Source organism: Paenibacillus xylanexedens, assembly GCF_007676705.1.
Classification (GTDB): Bacteria; Bacillota; Bacilli; order Paenibacillales; family Paenibacillaceae; genus Paenibacillus; species Paenibacillus xylanexedens_C.
The window spans coordinates 1-221 of the sequence record NZ_VEBF01000890.1 but is presented as its reverse complement, the minus strand read 5'-3'; the positions used below and the strand labels follow the sequence as shown (position 1 = coordinate 221).

Below are 221 nucleotides of genomic sequence, written 5' to 3'. Positions count from 1 at the left end.
AATGGCCAATACACGTCTTGTGTTTTGGATAATTTGATACGCATGCCTTGACGCAATTGTTCCCATGCTTACATGATCTTCCTGATTCGCAGAAGATGGGATGGAATCAACGCTTGCCGGATGAGCCAATGTTTTATTTTCCGATACCAATGATGCCGCGACATACTGCATGATCATGGCACCTGACTGCAAGCCCGGCTCAGGGCTTAAAAATGGGGGCA

General features: G+C 47.1%; 1 protein-coding gene. It reads right to left on the bottom strand.

The window, feature by feature from the left end; all coding sequences use genetic code 11:
- Nucleotides 1–221, bottom strand: a 221-nt coding sequence (locus FS628_RS31095) for an aromatic amino acid lyase (protein WP_186328082.1), incomplete at both ends; no start/stop codon positions are given.